The sequence below is a fragment of the Streptomyces orinoci genome (assembly GCF_003121295.1).
GTDB classification, from domain to species: Bacteria; Actinomycetota; Actinomycetes; order Streptomycetales; family Streptomycetaceae; genus Streptomyces; species Streptomyces orinoci.
Window position 1 is genome coordinate 161,497 of record NZ_PHNC01000008.1, and the last position, 18,536, is coordinate 180,032.

Sequence of the window (18,536 nt, forward strand, 5' to 3'; positions counted from 1 at the left end):
TACCGCCGTGAGCGCAGCGCCGGGGGTGCCGCTCAGGTCACCGGGGAGCGGCGGCGGAAACGTTCCTGGCGGTGCTCCCCCTCCCGTGCCACGTCCCGCAGGGCGCACATCGCCGCCAGCACCTCGCGGTGCGAGAGGTACAGCGCGTTGATCCCGAACCGCAGCAGGTCCGGGGCGCGCATATCGCCGAGGACGCCCCGCTCGGCCAGCGCCCGCACCAGTGCGTACGCCTCCGGGTGCCGCAGCACCGCCTGGCTGCCGCGCCGCTCCGGTTCCCGGGGGGTCACCGCGGTGAAGCCCAGTCCGGCCAGCAGCGCCTCGGCGCAGTCCAGCAGGAAGCCCGTCAGGGACAGGCTCTTGGCCCGCACCCGCGCCAGGTCCACACCGTCGAAGGCGGTCAGCGCGGCTTCCAGGGCGAGCAGCGAGAGGATGGGCGGGGTGCCGATACGGGCGCGGGCGATGCCCGCCGCCGGGGTGTAGTCGCCGCCCAGGCCGAAGGGGTCGGCATGGCCGTTCCAGCCGGTCAGCGGATGGTCGAAGGCCGCCTGGTGGCGGGCGGCGACATAGAGGAACGCCGGGGCGCCGGGGCCGCCGGAGAGGAATTTGTAGCCGCAGCCCACGGCGAGGTCCACGCCCAGCCGGTCCACCTCCAGCGGCAGCGCGCCCGCCGCATGGCACAGGTCCCACACCATCAGCGCGCCCGCCTCCTGGACGGCCCCGGTGATGGCGGCCATGTCATGGAGCTCGCCGGTGCGGTAGTCCACCGGCGCGTACCCGGCCACCGCCACCCGGGAGCCTTCCGCGGCCAGAAAGCCGGGGAGTTCGCCGGGGGCGACCCGGTGGACCCGAAGGCCCAGCAGCCGGGCCACCGCGTCCGCGATGTACTGGTCGGTGGGGAAGTGTCCCGGGTCCGTCACCAGCAGCGGGCGGTCCGGACGCATCCGGGCCGCCGCCGCCAGCGCGTTGAACAGCTGGACGCTGGTGGAGTCCCCGGCCAGCGTCTGGCCGGGGGCGGCGCCGATCAGCCGGCCGATGGCGTCACCCACCCGCTGGGGCGCCTGCCACCAGGCGTTGTCGTTCCAGGACCGGATCAGACCGGTGCCCCACTGCCGGTGGACGGCGTCCGTCATCGCCTCGGGCACCGCCGCCGGCAGCGCGCCCAGCGAGTTGCCGTCCAGATAGATGACGCCCTCGGGGAGCAGAAAGCGGTCCCGCAGCGGAGCGAGGGCGTCGGCCGCGTCCAGGGCCGCCGCGCGGGCGGTGAGGGAAGTCTCGGCGGTCATGCTCACTCCTGCCAGGTCCGGGTCAGCCGGGCCAGGACCTCGATCACCGAGCGGCTCGCCTCGGAGCCCGGCTCGATCAGGGTGTAGTGGCCCGTGCCGGGCAGCACCACCGGCTCCGCGTCCCGGTGGACGGCCAGATAGTCGGCGAACTGGCCCAGCGGGACCTCCTCGTCCGCCGCGCCGTGCAGCACCACCGTGGGCACCCCGGTGGTGCCCGCGCCGCGCAGCAGGGTCAGCGGGTCCACCAGCGGCAGCCGCTCGGCCACCAGGCCCTGGCCGCCGAGGAGTTGCAGGGCGGCGTCCTCGCTCAGCCCGTCCCGGATGGTCGCGGTCAGATCGGTGAGCGGGGCCAGGGCCAGGACGGCGGACGGCAGTTGCTTGGTGAACCAGGGCGAGTCGGCCGGCAGCAGCCGGCGTGCCGCCGCCCACAGCGCCAGATGGCCGCCCGAGCAGTGGCCGGCCAGCACAAAGGGCCGGCCCTCGGGGATGGTGTCCACGGCCAGCGCAATGTCGTCAAAGGTCATCGGATAGCCGCCCGCGCCGCCGGAGCGGCGGAAACCGGGCAGCACGGTGGTGAACCCGTGCTTCGCCAAGTACGCGGCGAACGGCGTCAGATGCATCCGGTCATAGCGCCAGTAGCCGCCGTGCAGCAGCATCACCAGCGGTGCGGGCGACCCGTCGGCGTTCTCGGCCGGCCAGAGGTCGTACACCTGGTGCGGATGGTCGCCGTATTTGCCGTGCACCGGCGCCAGCACCGGCTTCAGGCTCAGCACCCGGCGCTCCTCCTCCGCCGCGAACTCCGAAATGGTGCGGGTGGTCTCAGACATGACTACGGGCCGTCCAGAGCTCGGGGAACACGGAACGCGCGGCGCGCTTCTCCAGCCACGCTACGCCGGGGGAGCCGCCGCTGCCGGACTTGGCGCCCATGGCGCGGCGGGTGGCCAGCAGGTGGTCGCTGCGCCAGCGCAGCACCGACTCGGCGATATCGGTGAGGAGTTCGGCCAGCGCCACCAGCGGATCGTGCTGCGGACCGGCGTAGATCCGCCGCCAGGCCTCCTCCACCCCGGGGTCCGGCGTATACGCCTCGGTCACATCCCGCTCAAGGACATGCTCGGGCACCGGAAGCCCGCGCCGGTGCAGATAGCGCAGCACCTCGTCATAGAGCGAGGGCTCGGCCAGGGTCTCCTCCAGGGCCTCGCGGACCGCCGTATGCCCCCGGTGCGGCTGCACCATGGAGCGGGACTTCTCCCCGAGCAGGAACTCCATCTGCCGGTACTGCGCCGACTGAAAGCCCGAGGCATGGCCGAACGCGGCCCGGAAGCCGTTGAATTGGGCGGGCGTCAGCTTCGCCAGCGGGCGCCAGGAGTCATTGAGGGCCTGGTGCGCGCTGAGGCTGCGCCGCAGGGCGTCCATGGCCGCCTCATGGTCGTCCTTGGCCAGGGCGTCCCGGGCGGCGCGCCACTCATGGACGAGCAGCCGGAGCCATAGCTCCATCACCTGGGTGGTGACCAGGAACGACATCTCATTGGGGTCATTGGTCAGCGGCTGCTGGAGCGAGGCCAGCACCGAGGCGTGGACGTACTCCTCATAGGGCGTCTTTCCCTCGAACCGCAGGTCGGGTATGTCGGTCATCGGGCCTCCGGATATCGGGGGCGCCCCTTGACTGGGGCGCGGGGCGTATGCGTCATGCGGCTCCGCCGCGTGGGCGCGGGCCGGCCCGGACCGGCCCGCGGCCACGTCACTTACACATCGAAGTCGAGGCCGATCTCGTCCGACTCCGGCCGGGCCCGGCATGCCAGCGTGTAGCCCGCCGCCAGCTCCGCCTCGCCCAGCGCGTACTGCCGGTCCAGGACGACCGAACCGCGCACCACCTTGGCGCGACAGCTGCCGCACAGCCCGTCACGGCAGGAGTAGGGGGTCTCCGGCCGGGCCCGCAGCACCGCGTCCAGCACCACCCGGTCGCCGGGTGCCATGGCCGCCACGGTGGTCCGGCCGCCCAGGCGCGCCGTGATCCGTCCCGGCCGTACCCCGGACTCCCTTGGTACGGGCGGCAGTTGGGCGTCGGCGGCGGAGAAGAGCTCAAAGCGGATATGGGCGGGGTCCGCGCCCCAGCGGGCCAGCGCCGTGCGTACCGACTCCACCAGGGCGAAGGGCCCGCAGAGATAGAAGTGGGTGTCCTCCTCCGGCTCGGCGTCGAGCAGGGCCAGCAGCCGGGGCAGCCGGTCCTCGTCGATCCGCCCGGAGAGCAGCTCGGCCTCGCGGGTCTCCCGGCTGAGGATGTGCAGCGGGAAGAATCTGCCGGTAAAGGCGTCCTTGAGGTCGGCCACCTCGTCGGCCAGCAGGGCCGAGCCGGAGGTCCGGCCGGCGTGCACCAGGGAGACCCGGCATGCGGGGTCGTCCTCCAGGGCCGCCGCCGCCATGCTCAGCAGCGGGGTGATGCCACTGCCCGCGGCGATCATCACATGGTGCGCGCCCGGCCGGTTCGCCAGCCGGAACTCGCCGATGGGCGGCGCCAGTTCAAGGGTGTCGCCGACGGCCAGCCGGGTGGTGGCGTACTCGGCGAAGCCGCCCGGACCCAGCCGTTTGACCACCAGCCGCAGCCCGGCACGGTCCCCCGGGCGCGGGCACACCGAGTAACTGCGGCGCAGTTTCCGGCCGTTGACCTGGTGCCGTACGGTGATGTGCTGCCCGGCCCGGTGGGCGAAGACCCCGGCCAGCGGCGCGGGAACCTCCAGGGTGACGGCCACGGCGTCCTCGGTGAGGTGCGCCAGCCCCGCCACCCGCAGCCGGTGCCAGCCGGTGGGGCGCCGGGTGCCGTGCTCGATACCGGCAACAGTCGTCATCGCGAACTCACATCGCCTTCAGATGCGCAAAGGTCTCCTGGCAGGCGGTGCACACCAGCACCGCCTGGCAGCGGGTGGCGCCGAACGGGCTCTGCGGCCAGGTGGCGACCGAGCCGCAGTGCGGGCAGGGCAGTCCCAGGCCGAGCCGGACGGGCAGCGGGGCGGAGGCCGGGCCCGGGGGCACGATGCCATGCCCGGCGAGCTTGCGGCGGCCCTCGGCGCTGATCCAGTCCGAGGTCCAGGCGGGCGCCAGCACCTGGCGGACGCGCCCCTGGGGATGGCCGCAGGCGGCCAGCACCTCGCGCAGCGCCCGCTCGATCGCCGGCATCGCCGGACAGCCCAGGAAGGTCGGGGTGATGACCACCTCCAGGGCGCCGTCCGCCGCCCGCTCCACCGCGCGGACCACCCCCAGATCGGCCAGGGTGACCATGGGCAGCTCCGGGTCGGGCACGGTGCTCACCCGGGCCAGGACCTCCTCGGGCGGCAGCGGGGCCGGGGCGGTCACCAGGTGCCCCCGGGGAACTGCCGGTGCACCGACTGGAGTTCGGCCACCAGGGCCCCGAAGGCCTCGGTGTGCAGCCCCTCCCGGCCGCCGGACGCCTGCCAGGACGGGGCGGGCACGGCCAGTTCGGCGTCCGCCAGCACAGCCGTCACCGCCTTCTCCCAGCTCTCCCGGATACCGGCGGGGTTGACCCCGGTGCCGGCCGCGGCCAGCCGCCGGGTCAGGGCGTCCTCCTCGAACAGCTCGCCGGTGTAGGGCCAGACCGTCTCCAGCCCGGCCCGCATCCGGCGGCGGCTCTCCGCGGTGCCCCGGGCCAGCCGCACCGTCCACCCGGTGGCGTGCATCGCGTGGTACTCCACCTCCTTGGCCGCCCGGACGGCGAAGCCGGCCAGTACCTCGTCGGCCGACGCTGCCAACTCCCCGTACAGCAGCCGGGCGTAGAGCGAGTACGCCAGCTGCCGGGCGAGGGTCACCGCGAAGTCGCCATTGGGCAGCTCCAGCAGCAGCGCATTGCGGAACTCCCGCTCGGTGCGCAGATAGGCCAGCTGGTCCTCGGTGCGCCCGGTGCCGTCCAGGGCACCGCTGTGCGCCAGCAGGGTACGGGCGTGCCCGATGAGGTCCAGGGCGATATTGGACAGCGCCAGGTCCTCCTCGATGGTGGGCGCCCGGGTCACCCAGGCACACAGCCGCTGGGCGAGCACCAGCGCGTCATCGCCCAGCCGCAGGGCGTAGGCGGCGGTGTCAGTGCTGCTCATCGCCGTCCTCATGGAGGGTCACAAAGAACTCCGGATAGCGGTAGGGCTTGTCGGCCGCGTTGGCGAACAGCGGGTCCTTCTCGGCGGGGGAGGAGGCGCGGACCGCCTCCGAGGGCACCACCCAGATGGACACCGGGTCGCCGCGCCGGGCGTACAGATCCCGGGCGTTGGCCAGCGCCATCTCGGCGTCGGCGCCGTGCACCGAGCCCACATGCTGGTGGGACAGGCCGCGCCGGGGCCGGATGAAGACCTCCCAGGGCGTCCGGATCCGCCGGGTCATGCCGCCTCCCGCCAGTCGCCGCCGCCCGCCGCATGGGCGTCCACGGCCTCGCGCACCCAGGCGCCGTCCTCATGCGCCGCCACCCGGTGGGCCAGCCGCTGCCGGGCCACCAGCGAACCGTCGCCGAGGGAGTCCCGGAACACCCGCCAGTCGATGGGGCCGAAGTCATAGTGGCCCCGCTCCTCGTTCCAGCGGATCCCCGGGTCGGGCAGGGTCAGGCCCAGCCGCTCCGCCTGGGGCACCACCTGGTCCACAAAGCGCTGCCGCAGCTCGTCATTGGTGTGCCGCTTGATGCCCCAGGCCATGGACCGCCGGGTGACCGCCGCGCCCATCGCCGCAGTCCGGGCGTCCGCCCCGCCCGCCACGGTGTCCGGCGGCCCGAACATCAGGGCCACCGCCGGCAGCCACCACCGGTTGACGGCGTCCTGGGCCATCTCCTTCTGCTGGGGCGTGCCCTGGCAGAGCGCGTGGAGCATGTCATAGCCCTGGCGGACATGGAACGCCTCCTCCTGGCACACCCGCCGCATGGCGCGGGCGTACGGGCCGTAGGAGGTCTGGCACAGCGGCACCTGGTTGACCACCGCCGCGCCATCCGTCAGCCAGGCGATGGCCCCCGCGTCGGCCCAGGTCAGTGCCGGGTGGTTGAAGGTGGCCGCATAGCGCTGGTGGCCGCTGTGCAGGGCGTCCAGCAGCTCGGCCCGGCTGACGCCCAGGGTCTCGGCCGCCGCGTACAGATACAGCCCATGACCGGCCTCGTCCTGCACCTTGGCCAGCAGCACGGCCTTGCGGTGCAGGGTGGGGGCGCGGGTCAGCCAGGCGCCCTCCGGCTGCATCCCGATGATCTCGGAGTGGGCGTGCTGGGCGATCTGGCGCAGCAGCATCCGCCGGTAGCCCTCGGGCATCCAGTCCCGCGGCTCGATCCGCTCGCCGGCGGCCAGGAGCGCCTCGAAGTGTGCGCTGAGGCGCGCCTCGTCGTACTCGGCGTCCAACCGGACCACTCCCTCGTCATCCATCACGGGTTTTGTCCGCGGGTTTTGCCTGCGGGCTTCATGGAGGGAGGAGTGCCGGGGCTGCGCCCGCAATCCCTCCGGACGGCGGCCGCCCCTGTGACGAAGGCCACGCCGGGGGCGGGGAGTGCGGGGCGGAACAGGTGTCTCTGTACGGGGTGGGCGGCGCACATCCAAGGGCGTCCGCCCTCCCACCGCAGTCGAAGGGCAAGGGCAACGCATGAGTACCGTACGGGAGATGCTCGTCGAACTGACCGGAACGCCGGAGTTCGCCGACAGCATCGGGGACGACGCCGACCTCAGCGCCAGCGGCATCGACTCCGGCGACCTGGTGCGCCTGGTCCTGCTCATCGAGCAGCGCACCGGGGTGGAGGTCACCGCCGAGGACATGGAGCAGCTGACCACCATCGCCGACTATGAGCGCTTTGTGGCGGGCCGCGGCGGCGCGGGCGGTGCCTGATGTGGCTGACCCAGCTGGCGGACCGCAACCGCCAGTGCTTTCCCGGCCGAACGGCCCTGGTGGACGAGCACCGCTCGGTCACCTGGGCGGAGTTCCACCGGCGGACCGTGGCGCTGGCCCGGGGCCTCGCCGGGCTGGGCATCCGCCGGGGTGACCGGGTGGCCGTCCTTTCCCTGGACCGGGTGGAGGTCATGGAGACGTACTTCGCGCTGGCCCGGCTGGGCGCGCTGTTCGTCCCGCTCAACCACAGCCTCACCCCGGCCGAGGTGACCGGGATCGTCTCCCGCACCGGCGCCGCTGCGGTGCTCGGCGAGACGGCCCTGCTGGCCCGCCACCCGGACCTGCCGGTACGGCTCCAAGTCGCCCTGGACGGCCCGGAGTTCGCCGCCCTCGGCGAGAATGCCGCCGAGGACCTCCCGGTCCTGCCGGATCTCCCCGACGACACCCCGGCCGCCATCCTGCACACCTCGGCGACCACCGGCCGGGCCAAGGGCGTCACCGTGGACCATGCCTCCTTCCGGGCCATCGCCCTGGGCTGGCTGGCGGTGGCCCGGCCCGCCGACGGCATGGTGCTGGTCAACTGCTGCCCGCTGTACCACGGCAGCATGGTGGTCTCGCTGACCTATATGGCCGCCGGGGCCACCGTTGTGCTGATGCCCGGCTTCAAGCCGCAGACCGCGCTGTCCGCGATCGAGACCCACCGGGCCACCCACATCTGGCTGGTCCCGCAGATGCTGCGCTTTATGCTCCAGGCCAAGTCCGCGGCGAGCACCGACCTTTCGTCCCTGCGCGAGGTGCTCTACGGCGCCGCGCCCATGCCGGCCGCCCTCTACACCGAGGCCGCCCAGCGGCTGGGCTGCGGCTTCCGCCAGGTGTACGGGATGACGGAGGTCGGCGGCCCCTTTGTCACCCTGGGCCCCGAGGAGCACCCGGCGCCCGGGGAGGTGCCGGAGGTGATTCCCAGCGGCCGGGTCATCCCCGGGATGTCCGTCCGGGTCCTGGACGCCCGCAACCAGGAGGCGGAGCCCGGAGCCGTGGGCGAGGTGTGTGTCCGGGGGCCGGGGGTGATGCGCGGCTACTGGAACGATGAGCGGGCCACCGCGGAGATCACCGTGGACGGCTGGATACGCACCGGCGACCTGGGGTTCCTGGACCACGAGGGGCGCATCCACCTGGTGGACCGCAGCAAGGACCTGATCATCCGGGCCGGGCAGAATGTCTACCCCTCGGAGATCGAGCGGGTGTTGTGCGCGCACCCCGGGGTGAGCGACGCGGCCGTGATCGGGGTGCCGGACGCCGACTACGGCGAGGTCCCGCTGGCCTATGTGGTGGCCGCCGGGGAACCCCAGGAGCTCGGCCAGGCCGAGCTGCTGCGCCACCTGGCCGAGCATCTGGCGCCCTACAAACGGCCCCGGCGGGTGGAGTTCATCGACCGGGTGCCCCGCAACCCGGCCGGAAAGATCGTCAAAAAGCTGCTGCGTGCCTGAGAGCGTGGTGGCCGCGCTCGATGCCCTGCGTCCGCTGCTGGCGGAGCAGGGCATCGCGCTCGCCCACGCCACCACCGGGGAACCGGCGGGCCCGGGTGAACGGCGGCTGGCCCAGGCGATGTTGCCGTTCCGCCGCCGTGAATTCCTGGCCGGGCGGCGGGCGTTGCGCCAGGCGCTGGCCGCCGCTGGATGCCCGGCGGGCGAGATCCTCTATGCCACCGGGCGCCGCCCGCGACTGCCCGCCGGGGCGGCCGGTTCCCTCACCCACTCCGGCGGCCTGGCCGTCGCACTGGCCGCCGGCACCCGCCGCTTTCGCGCCCTGGGCTGCGATCTGGAGCTGCGCGGGCTGCCGTTGGCGGCCGCGCACCTGGTGCTGGGCGAGGACGAACGTGCCTGGGCGGAGGGGTCGGCGTCCGTTCTGCATGCCGCCTTCTCCGCCAAGGAGGCGGCGTTCAAGGCGTTCGGCGCCCTGCTGCCGGCGGGCCGGGCGCCCACCACGCTGCTGGGCCTGGCCGCCCGGCCCGTCCAGCACGGCTTTTTGGTGTGGCCCAGGGGACTGCCGGGGTCCGCGGTGCCGGTACGGGTGCACCGGGCCGGCGACCATGGGGTGTTCAGCTGGGTCGCCGTCGCCGCGGCGGGGCGCCCCGGCGACGGCCTGCCGGTCAGGGCAGCCGGGCGCCGGTCCGCTCCGCCTCGGTGACCGCCTCGACGATGCGCCCCACCAGCGCCGCCGGGTCCGCCAGGAAGTAGAAGTGGTCGCCCGGCAGGACATGGCAGCCCAGATAGCGTGTGGTGCAGGCCGCCCAGGTGGCCATCAGGTCCGCGGGCCCATTGGGGTCGGCGTCCGCGGCGAAGGCGGTCAGCGGCACCGGGAGCGGCCCGGTGCCGGAGCGGGGCCGCCAGCACTCGGCCAGGCGCAGATCGGAGCGGATGGCCGGCTCGATCATCGCCCAGAGCTCCGGGTCCTCCAGCACCTCCCGTGGGGTGCCGCCCATCGCCAGTACCGCCTCCCGCAGTTGGGCCGCGGGCAGGTCATGGCGGGTGGTGGCACGCGGATGGTGCTCCGGCGGGCTGATGGCGGAGACGCCCAGCCAGCGGGGCAGCGGCAGGCCGTGGTCGTTGAGGGCCTGGGTGAGCTCATAGGCGACGATGGCGCCCATGCTGTGCCCGAAGAGCGCGTAGGGCTCGTCGGTGTACGGGCGGAGGTCGTCGAGGAAGACCCGCGCCAGACCGGCGGCCGTCTCCGCCAGGGGGCCGGGCCGGGCGCCCCGCCCCGGGGCCTCGATCAGACAGAGCTCCCAGTCCGCGGGCAGCAGACTGGCCCAGGGGCGGAAGGGGATGTGCGAGCCGCCCGCGTGGTGCAGCACGAACAGCCGCAGGGCCGGGCGGGCAACGGGCCGGGGACGGATGATCAGGTCGGTGGTGCTCACTGCGGCTGCTTTCCCTCTTCCTTCGACCAGGCTTCCAGGACGCTCAGTTCGGCCTGTCTGGTCAGGGCCGGGGCGGGCTGGTCGGGCCGCTGGGGGACGTCCGCCAGGGGCTCCAGCCACCGCCAGGTGTCGGCGGCGGTCTCCCCGGCCGGCCGGCACACCAGCCCCGCCGCCCGGGCCCGCTCGGTGGAGAAGCCCCACACCGAGCGCTCCGGGCTCGCGCCCGGCGCCCACAACGGCAGGTCCAGCCACGGCCGTACGCCCCGGGCGAGCAGGAACTCGTCCGGAACCCACACCGGTTGGGGGCCGCCGGCCGCCGCCGCGCAGGCCGCCAGCCAGGCACCGTAGTCCAGGCCGCGCGGCCCGGCCACATTCCAGGCGCCGCCCTCGGTGCCCCGGGCCGCCAGCGCCAGGGCGAACCGGGCCAGATCCCGGGCGTCCACCAGCGGCAGCGGGGCATCGGGACGGCCGGGCGCCAGCACCGGCCCGCCCCCGGCGAACCGGCGCAGCCAGTAGGCGCTCAGCCCGGTGTCCTCGTACGGGCCGACGACCGCGCCGGGGCGCAGCAGGTGCACCCTGCCGGTGAAGAGCTCTTCGACGGCGCGCTCACAGCCCGCCTTGAGCATGCCGTAGTGCCCGGCGTCGGGGCCCGCGTCGGCGGGGCAGGGGTGCAGCGGCGCGGTCTCATCGCCGTCCAGCGGATCGAAGGGCCCCTTGCGCAGATAGGCGGCGACGCTGGAGACAAAGAGATAGGTGCCGGCGTGCCCGGACAGCGCGGCGGCCGAGGCGCCGACGACCCGGGGGACATAGCCGCAGGTGTCCACCACGGCGTCCCAGTGCCGGTCCGCGACCAGGGCGGCCAGATCGGCCGCCGCGGTGCGGTCACCGCGCACCGCCTCCACACCGGGGACATCCGCCCCGGTGCGGCCGCGGTTGAAGGTGGTGACGGTGTGTCCGGCGGCGAGCGCCTCGGTGGCGAGGGCACGGCCCACAAAGGCCGTACCGCCGATGATCAGGAGTTTCATGCCACGGCCTCCGGGGCGGGCTGGGAGTGGGATGCGATATGGCGCAGACACGCGGCACGCCCGGCCGGGCCGTGCACGGTGCGCCAGCCCGCCGGTACGGGGACGAAGTCCGGCCAAAGGCAGTGCTGGCCATGGTCGTTGACCAGAGCGCGGAAGCTCAGGTTCTCGTTGTCGAAGGGACTGGTGGATGTCACGCGGGGGTTCCTTCCAGGGGTTGCGTGCGTTCCATGGGGACGAGCCGGGCGTTGAGCGCCCGGGCGATCCGGGGGAGGTGCTCCGGGCGCAGGATCTCCTGGTGGACGCAGTCCAGGAGGTGATCGGTCACGGTGCCGGTCAGATACGGGCGCCAGCGCTCCGCCGGGGGCGGGGCGTCCGCGGGGTGGCTGCGGCGGGCCGTGAAGGTGAGCAGGTCTCCGTCGAAGCGGCCGGGCGTATGGCCCACCACCAGGCCGGTGTTGTGCCGCATCACATCCACCATGCGCCCCAGCGTGGCCTCGTCGATGCCTGCCAGCGCGCTTCCGCTGCCGCGCAGCGCCGCCACGGCGGCGGCCCGGTCCACGGGGCCTTCCGCCGGTGCCACCCCGGCCCCGTCCAGCAGCAGACCGAGCAGAATGCCCTCCAGCTCGCCGGGGTCGGGCAGGGCCGCCAGGTCGTCCGTACGGAGCGGGAACGCGTCCAGTACGGCCAGCAGCCGGACCTCCTCGCCCGCCCTCTGCAGGCGCCCGGCCACCGCATGGGCGACAAAGCCGCCCAGCGACCAGCCCAGCAGGGCGTAGGGCCCGCCCGGGTGCAGGGTGCGCAGCCGGCGGGCGTAGTCGTCGGCCATCTCCTCGATGGTGGCGGGCATCCGCGCCGGGTCGGTGAGCCCGCGGGCCTGGATGCCATGGACCGGGATCCGCGGGTCCAGGTGGGCGAGCAGCGGGGCGAACGGCCAGGAGATGCCGCCGCCGGGGTGGAAGCAGAACAGTGGCGGGGCTTCGCCGCCGGTGCGCAGCGGCAGATGGGGGGCGAAGGGGTCCGCGGCCGGGCCGGAGCCGTCCAGATGGGCGGCGAGGGCGGCGACGGTGGGGTGCTCGAAGAGCGCGGCCACGCCGACCTCCCGGCCCAGAGCGGTGCGCATCCGGCTGACCAGCCGGGTGGCCAGCAGCGAACGCCCGCCCAGGTCGAAGAAGTTGTCCTGCCGGCCCACCCGGTCCACGTCCAGTACCTCGCACCACAGCCCGGCCAGCGCCCGTTCGGTGCCGGGGCGCGGGGGCTCGTCCCGCCGCCCGTCGGGGGCCGGGGCCCCGGCACTGCGGCGGAGCCGGTCCCGGTCGGGGGTGCCCTCCGGGGTGAGCGGCAGCTCCGTCACGGGGATCCGGTCGCACGGGACGGGGGTGCCGAAGGCGTCCGCCGGGCCGTCGCCCGTACCGCGCCCCGGCCCGGCCGGCACCAGATGGGCCGTCAGGCGCCGCAACGGGTGGGCGGCGCCGATGAGTTGGGAGCCCACCCAGGGCATGGTGCCGTCCAGGCCCACCAGCACATACGGTGCGCCGTGCCGCAGGGCGACGTCCAGCGAGCGCACCGCCTCCCGGGGACCGAGCGAGAGATAACCACGGGCCCGGGTCAGCGGTTTGAGGGCGTAGCCACGGCTCATGCCCCGCTCGTCCCACATGCTCCAGGCGATGCTGACGGCAGGCAGTCCGGCCGCCCTGCGGCCCGCGGTAAGGGCGTCCAGACGGGCGTTGGCGGCCGAGTAGGCGGCGGCGCCCGCGCCACCGAAGTGGCCGTTGACCGAGGAGTAGGCGACAAACAGGGTGCCGGGCCGGTCCGCCAGCTCCGCCAGCAGGTGCGCGGCGCCGGTGGTCTTGGCGGCCAGCACCCGCCCCCAGTGCCCGGAATCCGCCTCGGCCAGCGGGAGTTCCTCCAGGACCCCGGCCAGGTGCAGTACCCCGTCGAGCGCTCCGCCGTGTTCCTCGCCCGCCTGCCGCAGCACCCGCCGGACGGCCGCCCGGTCGGTGACATCGGCGGCCAAGTACCGTACGTCGCCCAGGGCTTGCAGCTCCCGCAGCGATGCCGCACGCTCCGGGTCGTCCTCCGGGCGGGTACGGCCGACCAGGGTGACGGCCGCCCCGTACCCGGTGAGCAGATGCCGGGCGGTGTCCACCGCCAGCCCGCCCAGGCCGCCGGTGAGCAGATAGTGACCCCCGGTGCGCAGCACCGACTCCCCTTCCGGGGAGGCGAGTTGCTCCAGGCGCAGCACCTGGCGTACGCCGTCCCGGTAGGCGATGTCCTGGTCGGTGACCGGCGCGCTGCACTCCGCCCACAGCAGCCGGGCGGTCCGCTCCGGGGCCTGCTCCGGGACGGCGTCGATCCACCGGCCGGTCAGCCAGGGCAGTTCCTGTACGGCGCTCTTGAGCACCGGCACGGCGGCGGCCCGTGCCGGGTCCGGGGCCGTGCCCAGTCCGGCCCGTCCGCCGGTGGCCACCACATCGAGCACCAGCGGGCGGCCGCCGTCCGCGCGGGCCGCGGACTGCGCCCGCAGCAGCGAGGTCAGTTCGGTGAGCGGCTCCGGCGGCTGCCCGGGGCTGCCCAAAAGCCGCATATCCACGATGCGGTCGGCGTTCTCCAGGGCCTCGTCCTCCAGCGCCTCGCCCCCGGCCGGGTGCCGGTCCAGCACCGTGCACCGGCCGCCCGCGGCGCGGACCAGCGCGGCGAAGGCGCCCGCCACGGCGCCGCCCCGGTCCGCCAGCACCACGGTATGGGCGCGGTCCGTCACGGCGGCCGGGGTGCGCGGAAGCTCCGCGGGCCGCCACACCGGGCGGTGGAACCAGTTGCCGAGGGTGCGCTCATTGCCCAGCAGCAGGTCCGTACGGCGCACCGCCTCGTCGAACCGGCCCTCGGCCAGGGCCTGTTGGAGGGCGGTGCGCTGGATCTTGCCGATCTCCGTCTTGGGGATGTCGGCGGGGTCCACCAGCAGCACCAGCGAGGGCGCGGTGCCCGTTCCCCGGGTGACCTGGCCGATGATGTCCAGGGCGAGCCGCCGCCGGTCGGCGCCGGGCTGCGGGCAGCAGAAGACGGCCAGCCGGTCGGTGGTGTCGCCGGGGAAGCGGGCCGCGACGGCGGCGGTGAAGGACCGCTCCACCGCCGTGTTGTCCTCCACCAGCGCCTCCACCTCATGGGCGGGCAGATTGGCGCCGTTGACGATGATGACGTCCTTGCCGCGCCCGGCCAGATAGAGCTCGCCGTCGCGCAGGAAGGCCAGGTCGCCGGTGTCGAACCAGCCGTCCTCGGTGAAGGACTCGGCGTTCTTCTCCGGGTTGTCGTGGTAGCCGTCGGTGACCGCGGCGCCGCGCACCTGGAGCCGGCCGGTGCCGCCCTCCGGCAGCGGCCGGCCGTCCTCGCCGGTCACCCGGATCGCGAAGCCGGGCAGCGGGCGGCCGCAGCTGACGAAGGTGTCCTCGTCGCTGCTGTCGGCAAGGGTCAGCGCCTTGCTGGCCTCGCAGGAGCAGGTCTCCGACATGCCCCAGGCCGCGTGTACGGCGGTGCCGGGCAGGCCATGGGGGGCCAGCGCGCTCAGGAAGCGGCGCACCACCCGGGGCACCACGGCCTCCCCGCCGTTGAGGGCCAGCCGCAGACAGGACAGGTCCCAGCCGCGGGCCGGTTCCTCCGCCAGCCGCTCGCCCACCAGGCCATAGGCGAAGTTGGGGGCCCAGGTGGTGGTGGCCCGGTAGCGGTCGATGGCGTCCAGCCAGCGCAGCGGGTCCTCCAGAACCCAGCCGGGGGGCGCGATGACCTGTGAGGCCCCGGCGACCAGGTCCCGCATATGCGTCATGATCACGCCGCCGACGTGGTCCAGCGGCATCCAGTTGAAGGACCGGTCGGCCGGGGTGATCCCATGCTGCTGATGCACCGCGGCGACCTGGGTGAGGATATTGCGGTGCCGCTGCTCCACGGCCTTGGGGCGGCCGGTGCTGCCGGAGGTGAGCAGCAGCAGGACGAGGTCGTCGGGGGACGGCTGGTGCCAGTTCAAGTCCGGATCCCCGGACAGCAGTTCGTCGATCGCGGCCACCCGGGGGGCGGGCCCCCCGCCCCGGGAGAGCAGGCCGGTGATGCCCGCCCCGGCGGCCGCCGGGGCCAGGACCCAGGGCTCGCCCAGCGTCCGCCAGGCGTCGGCGAGGCGGGTGGCCTGGGCGCTGTCCACCGCATAGCCGCCGGGCGGGGCGGCGAGCGGGACGGCGGCGAAACCGCCGATCACACAGGCCCAGAAGCCGGACACATAGTCCCGGGTGCCGGGCAGTTGCAGGATCACCTTGTCGCCGGGCCGGGCGCCCAGCCGGCGCAGCCCGCCCAGCACCCGGGAGGCGTCCTCGGCGAGCCGGGCATAGCTCTGCCGGTCCTCCGAACCATCGGCCCCCAGGTGGAGCAGGTCCCCGTCACCGGCGGCGGTACGGCGCAGCGCGGCCGCGAGATCGGGCACCTCCAGCGCGCGCAGCGCGGGCCCGGTGCTCAGCGAAAGCGGACGCGCCGGGTCGCCGGCCGGTTCCCCGGCCACTGCCGGGGCGGCGTCCGGCGCGGCGGTCCCGCCCGCCGCCACCCCCGTGCCGAGGTGCAGCCGCTCCGGCGCGGGCGGCGCGGCGGGGGAGACCACCACCGCGACCCGCCCGGCCGCCGCCTCGCCGCTCTCCACCAGGTGCCGCTCCCAGGCGGCGGCCAGCTCCTCGTCCAGCACCGGCAGCCGGCGCAGGGCGGCGAGATCCACCGCCCCGTCGCCGGTGCGCGGCAGCACGGAGACGGGCACCATGCGCACCGGCGGCGCCCCCACGGGCAGCGCCTCGCCCGCGGCCACCGCCGGCCGGGCCGGGTCCAGCTCGCCGGACGGAACCACATAGGCCATTGCCGCCAGTTCACCGGCCAGGGTGCGGCGGAACTCGACATGGCACTCGCGCACCGCCTCCAGCCCCAGCAACGCCCGTTCCACACAGGCGGGTTCCACCCACTGCCCGCCCAGCACCGCACCCTCGCCGCCGTCCCCGACGGTGAACCCCCCACCGGGAACGGCGGCTCCGCCACGGCCCACCGGGTGCAGCAACACCCCCGCCTCGAACGGATCCTTGCACTCCGGCAACCCGGCGACCCGGCCATGCCCCGGCGCCGCCCACAACTCCCCGGACACGCCCCAGGGGGCGGCCCCGCGGCTCTCGTTCAGCACACACAGCGGCACCAGCGGCGCGAACTCCGCCCGCCCCGCGGCGGCCAGCGCGTACGGACCGAGCCCGGGCGCCAGCGCGACCCGCTGGTGCGCGGCCGTTGCCACGGGGGAGGGCGGGGCAAGCACAACGGTCCGGCCAATGGCCGTTCCCGCGACGCCGGCGGGCAACGGCGCCGCGCCGTCCGCCGGCGTGTCCGCCGTGAGAGTGACGGGCGCCTGTCCACCCCCCAGCAGCAGCCCGGCGCCCGCCGTCAAAGCCGCCAGGGCGCCCCGGACGAAGGCCGGGGAACCGGGCGGTGCCATAAGGGCCGTTGGGGTGCCGGGTGCGAGATCCGCCGCCTCGGCCAGCAGGGTGGTCTGGGCGGCCAGGGCGGTGGCGTCCACCGTCAGGGGGCCGTGGTCGGACCACTCGATCAGGGTGCCCGCCCGGGACGGCGGCTCCTCGGTGGCCGCCGGCTCCGGGCCGGTGAGGGGGATGCGGGGCGCGCCCCATGCCCCGTCCGCGTCCGTCAGTACCGCGTGGGCGCCGGAGCGGCGGATCAGGTCGCGATTGCGGGCCGGGGGATCGGCCGGGTCCAGGGGGACGACGGCAGCGCCGGTGCGCAGGGACGCCAGCAGGGCGGTCACACCGGCCGCGTCCGGTCCGGCGGCGAGGGCCAGCCGGCTGCCGGGGCCCACACCGGCGGCGGCCAGCCGCGCGGCCAGAGCGGCGGAATGGTCGCTCAACTGCCGCCACGAAAGGGAGGTTTGCGGGTCGGTGACGGCGGCATCGGAGGGGCGTTCGGCGGCGAGGGCCGCCAGGCGGTCCGCCAGTGGCCGGGGTTCGGGGCGGGCGGCCAGCCGGAGGCGCTCGGTCAGCGCCGTGCGCTCCTCGCCGGTGAGCATCTCCAGGGCGTTGACGGGCAGTTGGGGTGCGGCCATGGCCGACTCCAGGAGCCGGATCCAGCGGCCCGTCAGCCGGCGTACCGTCGGCGCGTCGAACAGGTCGGTGCTGTAGACGACCAGCACGCCCAGCGACTCCCCGCCGTCCTGGACATGGAACTCCAGGTCATGCCGGGTGGAATCCGCCTCGACCAGCAGCGGGCGGGCGGTCAGGCCCGGCAGTTCGGGGGCCGGCATCGCGAAGTCCTGGAGGGCGAACACCGCCTCGGTGAGCGTGCCGCGCCCGCCCTCGCGCTCGGGCGCGATCTCGGCGACGATCTGTTCCAGCCGCACCCGGTCATGCGCCCGCGCCCCCAGCACCGTGTCATGGGCGCGGCGGACCAGGGTGAGGAAGTCCGGCTCGCCGTCCAGCGGGACGCGCAGCGGCAGCACCCCGGCGAAGTAGCCGACCAGGTCCTGGGTCTGCGGGTCCTCCCGGTTGGCGAAGGGCGTGCCGACGATCACGTCCCGGCCGCCGGAGTGCCGGGAGAGGAAGGCCGCGTACCCGGCGAGCAGCGCCGTGTAGAGCGTCACCCCCTGCTCCCGGCAGAAGGCGCGCAGCGCCGAGGTCAGCGCGGCGGGCAGGGTGACGGACAACTGGGCGCCCGTATAGGAGCGCCGGCCGGTGCGCGGCCGGTCGGTGGGCAGGGCGAGCACCGGCAGGTCACCGCCGAGCCGGTCCCGCCAGTAGGCCAGGGCCCGCTCCACGGCCCCGTCGGTGGCGTCCTGTTCGCGGCGCCACTCGGACCAGTCGGCGTACTGGATGGAAAGCTCCGGCAGTCGGGGCGCCCGGCCCGCGCACCGGGCGGCGTAGGCGAGGCCCAGTTCGCGGGAGAGGATGCCCATCGACCAGCCGTCCACCACGATGTGATGGATGCACAGCACCAGCACATGGTCCCGCTCGGCCAGCCGCAACAGCTCGGCGCGGACCGGGACTTCGGCCGACAGATCGAAGGGGCGCCGGGCCGGGCGCAGGAGCGCGGCGCGCAATGCGGCCTCGTCCGCCGCACCGCCCGGCACCTCGGTCACGGTCAGCGGCACCTCCGCCCGCTCCAGGACGATCTGCTCCAGCCCGTCCCCGGAATCGGCGAAGACGGTCCGCAGCGGCTCATGCCGGTCCACCAGGTCCGCGACGGCCTGCGCCAGCGCGTCCCGGTCGAGGTCACCGGTGAGGCGGAAGGAGAGCGGGACGTTGTAGTACGGGTTGTCCGGGGCGAGTTGCTGAAGGAACCACATCTGTTCCTGGGCCAGGGACGCGGGAAACGCCAGACGGCCTACGGGGGTTGGCATGCGAGGGACTCCTGGACGGGGCGGAGGACGGTGCGGGGGTGCGCCGCGGCGGCCGGGCCGCC

At 74.7% G+C, this 18,536-nt stretch carries 15 protein-coding genes; 3 read left to right on the forward strand and 12 right to left on the reverse strand.

The features are described from left to right. Positions 1 to 32: 32 nt before the first annotated feature. The 8 genes from CV755_RS06140 to paaA all read right to left on the reverse strand — a co-directional run bounded on the left by CV755_RS06140 (position 33) and on the right by paaA (position 6,676). The gene (locus CV755_RS06140) at positions 33 to 1,283 is read right to left on the reverse strand and encodes a kynureninase (RefSeq protein WP_109279136.1); all 1,251 of its coding nucleotides are present in this window, start codon (positions 1,281 to 1,283) and stop codon (positions 33 to 35) included. A 2-nt stretch (positions 1,284 to 1,285) separates the two neighbouring features. Further along, positions 1,286 to 2,110, reverse strand: coding sequence for an alpha/beta hydrolase family protein (locus CV755_RS06145; protein WP_109279137.1), 825 nt, complete (start codon positions 2,108 to 2,110; stop codon positions 1,286 to 1,288). Beyond that, entirely contained in the window at positions 2,103 to 2,915 is an 813-nt protein-coding gene (locus tag CV755_RS06150) for a tryptophan 2,3-dioxygenase (RefSeq protein ID WP_109279138.1), read from the reverse strand. The genes CV755_RS06145 and CV755_RS06150 overlap by 8 nt, the downstream gene beginning before the upstream one ends. A gap of 110 nt (positions 2,916 to 3,025) precedes the next feature. Further along, positions 3,026 to 4,126: a 2Fe-2S iron-sulfur cluster-binding protein gene (locus tag CV755_RS06155; RefSeq protein WP_109279139.1), complete on the reverse strand. Its 1,101-nt coding sequence runs from the start codon at positions 4,124 to 4,126 to the stop codon at positions 3,026 to 3,028. A 7-nt stretch (positions 4,127 to 4,133) separates the two neighbouring features. Then, entirely contained in the window at positions 4,134 to 4,631 is a 498-nt protein-coding gene (paaD, locus tag CV755_RS06160; protein ID WP_193553361.1) for a 1,2-phenylacetyl-CoA epoxidase subunit PaaD, read from the reverse strand. Beyond that, positions 4,628 to 5,383 (reverse strand): 1,2-phenylacetyl-CoA epoxidase subunit PaaC, encoded by a 756-nt coding sequence (paaC, locus tag CV755_RS06165; RefSeq protein WP_241561004.1) that lies wholly within the window; start codon positions 5,381 to 5,383, stop codon positions 4,628 to 4,630. The genes paaD and paaC overlap by 4 nt, the downstream gene beginning before the upstream one ends. Continuing rightward, the gene (gene paaB, locus CV755_RS06170; RefSeq protein WP_109279141.1) at positions 5,370 to 5,663 is read right to left on the reverse strand and encodes a 1,2-phenylacetyl-CoA epoxidase subunit PaaB; all 294 of its coding nucleotides are present in this window, start codon (positions 5,661 to 5,663) and stop codon (positions 5,370 to 5,372) included. The genes paaC and paaB overlap by 14 nt, the downstream gene beginning before the upstream one ends. Next, on the reverse strand, positions 5,660 to 6,676 hold the full coding sequence (gene paaA, locus CV755_RS06175; RefSeq protein ID WP_109279142.1) for a 1,2-phenylacetyl-CoA epoxidase subunit PaaA: 1,017 nt from the start codon (positions 6,674 to 6,676) through the stop codon (positions 5,660 to 5,662). Before paaA ends, paaB begins: the two co-directional genes overlap by 4 nt. A gap of 214 nt (positions 6,677 to 6,890) precedes the next feature. On the opposite strand from paaA, the gene CV755_RS06180 reads away from it, so the two are divergent. From CV755_RS06180 to CV755_RS06190, 3 genes are read left to right on the forward strand one after another with little or no spacing between them, the layout of a single operon-like run. Then, positions 6,891 to 7,130: an acyl carrier protein gene (locus CV755_RS06180; protein ID WP_109279143.1), complete on the forward strand. Its 240-nt coding sequence runs from the start codon at positions 6,891 to 6,893 to the stop codon at positions 7,128 to 7,130. Continuing rightward, positions 7,130 to 8,617, forward strand: a complete 1,488-nt coding sequence (locus tag CV755_RS06185) for a class I adenylate-forming enzyme family protein (RefSeq protein ID WP_109279144.1) — start codon at positions 7,130 to 7,132, stop codon at positions 8,615 to 8,617. The genes CV755_RS06180 and CV755_RS06185 overlap by 1 nt, the downstream gene beginning before the upstream one ends. Further along, positions 8,610 to 9,317 (forward strand): 4'-phosphopantetheinyl transferase superfamily protein, encoded by a 708-nt coding sequence (locus tag CV755_RS06190; RefSeq protein ID WP_241561005.1) that lies wholly within the window; start codon positions 8,610 to 8,612, stop codon positions 9,315 to 9,317. Before CV755_RS06185 ends, CV755_RS06190 begins: the two co-directional genes overlap by 8 nt. On the opposite strand, the gene CV755_RS06195 is transcribed toward CV755_RS06190, so the two are convergent. Genes CV755_RS06195 through CV755_RS06210 form a run of 4 tightly spaced genes read right to left on the reverse strand, consistent with a single transcriptional unit; the run spans position 9,280 to position 18,474 of the window. Then, a complete protein-coding gene (locus CV755_RS06195; RefSeq protein ID WP_241561006.1) occupies positions 9,280 to 10,047 on the reverse strand; it encodes a thioesterase II family protein in 768 nt (255 codons plus the stop codon). The genes CV755_RS06190 and CV755_RS06195 overlap by 38 nt on opposite strands. Then, positions 10,044 to 11,072, reverse strand: a complete 1,029-nt coding sequence (locus CV755_RS06200) for an NAD-dependent epimerase/dehydratase family protein (protein WP_109279146.1) — start codon at positions 11,070 to 11,072, stop codon at positions 10,044 to 10,046. Before CV755_RS06200 ends, CV755_RS06195 begins: the two co-directional genes overlap by 4 nt. Continuing rightward, a complete protein-coding gene (locus CV755_RS34065) occupies positions 11,069 to 11,266 on the reverse strand; it encodes an MbtH family protein (RefSeq protein WP_153068590.1) in 198 nt (65 codons plus the stop codon). Before CV755_RS34065 ends, CV755_RS06200 begins: the two co-directional genes overlap by 4 nt. Next, complete coding sequence (locus CV755_RS06210) at positions 11,263 to 18,474, reverse strand: SDR family NAD(P)-dependent oxidoreductase (protein ID WP_109279147.1); 7,212 nt, start codon at positions 18,472 to 18,474, stop codon at positions 11,263 to 11,265. The genes CV755_RS34065 and CV755_RS06210 overlap by 4 nt, the downstream gene beginning before the upstream one ends. Between the last annotated feature and the right edge of the window lie 62 nt (positions 18,475 to 18,536).

Bases quoted from the DNA above. Each gene is read 5' to 3' on its own strand.
- paaB (WP_109279141.1), bottom strand. From the start codon at position 5,663: ATGACCCGGCGGATCCGGACGCCCTGGGAGGTCTTCATCCGGCCCCGG.
- CV755_RS06210 (WP_109279147.1), bottom strand. From the start codon at position 18,474: ATGCCAACCCCCGTAGGCCGTCTGGCGTTTCCCGCGTCCCTGGCCCAG.
- CV755_RS06150 (WP_109279138.1), bottom strand. From the start codon at position 2,915: ATGACCGACATACCCGACCTGCGGTTCGAGGGAAAGACGCCCTATGAG.
- CV755_RS06155 (WP_109279139.1), bottom strand. From the start codon at position 4,126: ATGACGACTGTTGCCGGTATCGAGCACGGCACCCGGCGCCCCACCGGC.
- CV755_RS06140 (WP_109279136.1), bottom strand. From the start codon at position 1,283: ATGACCGCCGAGACTTCCCTCACCGCCCGCGCGGCGGCCCTGGACGCG.
- CV755_RS06145 (WP_109279137.1), bottom strand. From the start codon at position 2,110: ATGTCTGAGACCACCCGCACCATTTCGGAGTTCGCGGCGGAGGAGGAG.
- paaC (WP_241561004.1), bottom strand. From the start codon at position 5,383: ATGAGCAGCACTGACACCGCCGCCTACGCCCTGCGGCTGGGCGATGAC.
- CV755_RS06180 (WP_109279143.1), top strand. From the start codon at position 6,891: ATGAGTACCGTACGGGAGATGCTCGTCGAACTGACCGGAACGCCGGAG.
- paaA (WP_109279142.1), bottom strand. From the start codon at position 6,676: ATGGATGACGAGGGAGTGGTCCGGTTGGACGCCGAGTACGACGAGGCG.
- CV755_RS06200 (WP_109279146.1), bottom strand. From the start codon at position 11,072: ATGAAACTCCTGATCATCGGCGGTACGGCCTTTGTGGGCCGTGCCCTC.
- CV755_RS06185 (WP_109279144.1), top strand. From the start codon at position 7,130: ATGTGGCTGACCCAGCTGGCGGACCGCAACCGCCAGTGCTTTCCCGGC.